Here is a 3,200-nt window from a genome sequence, read left to right on the forward strand (position 1 = left end):
CAAATGCTCCGGGCATGCCGCGGAGCTTCTCCCCGGCAAATCAGCTTTACCGGGGCTCGCGAAGCTCTCAGGCGCTGTTGCGAGCTATTCCGAACCCGCACATATGTCGGAAAAGTTCGGCTACAAACCGCTATCGAAGAACTTATCCATGACGAAAAACTCCCCCTCAGGCCAGGACGACACCAGCCCAGAGTGAAGAAAAGAAGACCCAAAAAATTCCAACTTATGACCAAACCTAGACACCAAATGGTTGTTTCCCCAAGCAGACGCAAAAAGTGACACAGATCGTTCAGAAAAACGCCTTATCTAAGTGCCATTGGGGTCAAACGCAAAATATAAAGATTGATGAGAGTTGAATATCCGTGAATGAAGGTATTTGTTTCCAGGAGGGGGACTAGAATATATTGGAGGGGCTTATCAGGGGATCATTTGTGGAGCTCCCTGAAAGAGTTAGATTGGACAGTCAACAGTGGGGAATCGTTAGAAAGCACGATCTTTGAGGTAGCCGAGCGTTGTAGTATGGTAGAGGATTTTCAGCTATGAGATTATGATCCCGCCGGACGCATTCTGGAGTGGACGCAGCAGCAGGGGCCGACGGCATCTTCGGTTCGCAATTACTCCTTTGCTTATGATAAAGCCTCGCAGCTAACCGACGCTGTAGTCACCGACAACACCGCGAACATTCTCAAAACGTGGTCCTGGCAATACGATTCTGCCGGAAATCGGGTGCGCGAAAGTTTGGACACGGGCTCAACCTATTCTCAGTATAATGATGTGAACGAGTTGAGGCAATTGGGGGGAGCGGGTTCCACCCTGGTCGAAGGAACCATCGACGAAGCCGCGAATGTTACGGTCAATGGCGAGAACGCCGTCGTGACCAGCTTGCCGGGAGGAGACTTTTTGTTCCGTCGGGAGATTCCGGTGAACGAAGGAAGCAATACGATCACCATCGAAGCGACGGATGCCTCGGAGAACAGCGCGACCCAGAGCTACAATGTGTTCGTGGGCGGTGTGCAGAAAGTCCTTGAGTACGATCTCAACGGAAATCTCCGCTATGAGAAAGACGATCAAGGTGTCGTGTTACGTGAATTCGAGTGGGATGCTCGCAATCGTTTGGTTGCGATCGTCGATGGTGCAAATCGGAGCGAGTTCGAATATGATGGTCTGGATCGCAGAGTGCGGATCGTTGAAAAGGAGAGCGGCGTCGAAGTCTCGAACGAAACCTACCTTTGGGCAGGGAGTGAAATTCTCCAGAAACGTAATGACAGCTCTACGACTGTCCTCCGTAATTACTTTGAAGACGGATTCGAAGAAGGCTCCGATTCCTTCTTCTACACGAAGGACCATCTCGGCAGTATCCGCGAAGTCATTGCCGATGACGGAACGACCGTGGAGGCGGTCTACGACTACAGTCCTTGGGGTGAAGTGACGAAAATCGGAGGAACCGGCGTGGAGAGTGATTTTCTCTACACGGGGCATTTCTATCACGAAGAAAGTGATTTGTTCCTGACATGGTTCCGGGCGTATGATCCAGAGCTGGGCCGATGGATTTCTCGAGATTCGATAGAGGAGGCTGGCGGAATAAATCTGTATTCCTATATCTTGAACAGGCCAATTTCCTCCGTGGACCCTCTTGGTCTAATTATCATGAACCCAATGATTGATGTTTCTCCGGAGGCTATATCCGATGCTCACCAAATTCGACGAGATGGTCATAATCTTTACCCAGGTCCCGACAACTCCGCTAGTCGGCATATCTACGGATCAAGAGAATTAACTGAAGCTACAAACGCAGCTACTGCTAGAGCATATGGTGTTGTAAATGAGGTTCAAGGTTTGGTATTGCATGATATTCCTAGATTGAGATCGAGAATCTTGGGTGAAACCCCGTGGGCCTTCAGTATTGATGATCTATTTATGAACGAAATTGGTATCGATAATGCGAGACAAAAAGAATGTGATAGTGAAGAAGTTAATGATGGCTCTGATAGCTTTGTCGGCCGTATGCTGGATTCATTTTTTATACTTCTCTGAATCTTTCGATTTGGTTGAAAACGAGCTGATTGGTCTAGGGTTGAAAGACGACAGAATTGATAGTATTGGCAGGTGTGGTGATGTTTATATAGTAATCAATGTTAAGAAGGATTTAAGCCGTGAAAACGCGGTTTTTATAGCGGAATATATTTTTGATAATGATGTTATATCGAACAGCGGGTTGGTTTATTTGAATTTTTATAAAAATGGAGATTTTATGTTCCAACTTTTTCAAATGGGAAAGAAATGGGTTGAGAGTGGGTCCGAATTTTATTAAGTGTTTAAAATGAGTAACTTGCGAAAATTTTCAGACGTTACTTGGTCGGCTATCAGAATATGATAATATTATATTAGGCCGCGTGGACAAATTCTCAACGGTCGGAAGAATTTTCTAACAATTTATGTTGCAACGAGATGTAGTTTTGTCATTGTTCATCCGTGACAACATACAGGTCGGACGAAATGCCTCTCGCAGTTCGCGAGGAGCTAAAAAAATTAACAACCTATATCGCACTGAGGTAGGAAGCCACCGAGGGCGTCCGGTTGGAAACCTTGACGCTACGCTCAATGGGATTTGGTGGATATTGTGCACGGGCTCGATTTGGAATCAGTTGCCTGAACGTTATGGAAAATGGAACAGTGTTTGGCGGTGTTTTCGCCGCTGGTGTGGTTCAGGCATGTGGGGATGGATTCTGCAGAATCTTACGGAACAGCACTCTGACTACGAAATCGCCTTGATGCTGGACGGCTCCCATATCAAGGCTCATCAGGACGCTTCCCGGAGTCCCTTAGATTCTGAACAACAAAAACTTGGAAAAACCAAAGGTGGCAGAAATACAAAACTCTCTGCTGTGGTAAATCTTGCCGGAAGAGCCGTTTCCCTTGTCTTGGTTCCCGGCAATGAACACGACAGTGTCAGTGCCATCGAAACCCTTCCCAAGAACTTGAAAGCCAAGTTCGTTCTCGCCGACAAGGCCTATGATGCCAACCGCATCAGAAGTCATATTGAATCGGCGGGAGGGTTCTGCGTCATCCCTCCTAAAGCGAATCGAAAAGAGACGATCTCTTACGACAAGGAAATCGGTAGGCTTCGAAGAATCGTCGAAAACTTCTTCTGCAGAATAAAATCATACAGAAGAGTCGCTACACGATACGAGCAACTCCCC

The 3,200-nt window shown here is 47.1% G+C and carries 4 protein-coding genes; all 4 read left to right on the forward strand.

Annotation, left to right across the window (positions count from 1 at the left end; all coding sequences use genetic code 11):
* Window positions 1-196 (forward strand): hypothetical protein (locus H5P30_RS21890; RefSeq protein WP_221774369.1); only part of this gene is annotated, 196 nt, incomplete at its 5' end.
* A gap of 530 nt (window positions 197-726) precedes the next feature.
* Window positions 727-2,034, forward strand: a complete 1,308-nt coding sequence (locus tag H5P30_RS14130; RefSeq protein WP_185693581.1) for an RHS repeat-associated core domain-containing protein — start codon at window positions 727-729, stop codon at window positions 2,032-2,034.
* A 10-nt stretch (window positions 2,035-2,044) separates the two neighbouring features.
* The gene (locus tag H5P30_RS14135; protein ID WP_185693582.1) at window positions 2,045-2,311 is read left to right on the forward strand and encodes a hypothetical protein; all 267 of its coding nucleotides are present in this window, start codon (window positions 2,045-2,047) and stop codon (window positions 2,309-2,311) included.
* Between the two features lie 124 nt (window positions 2,312-2,435).
* Window positions 2,436-3,200, forward strand: a 765-nt coding sequence (locus H5P30_RS14140; protein WP_185693583.1) for an IS5 family transposase, incomplete at its 3' end; no start/stop codon positions are given.

Source organism: Puniceicoccus vermicola (assembly GCF_014230055.1).
Taxonomy (GTDB): Bacteria; Verrucomicrobiota; Verrucomicrobiia; order Opitutales; family Puniceicoccaceae; genus Puniceicoccus; species Puniceicoccus vermicola.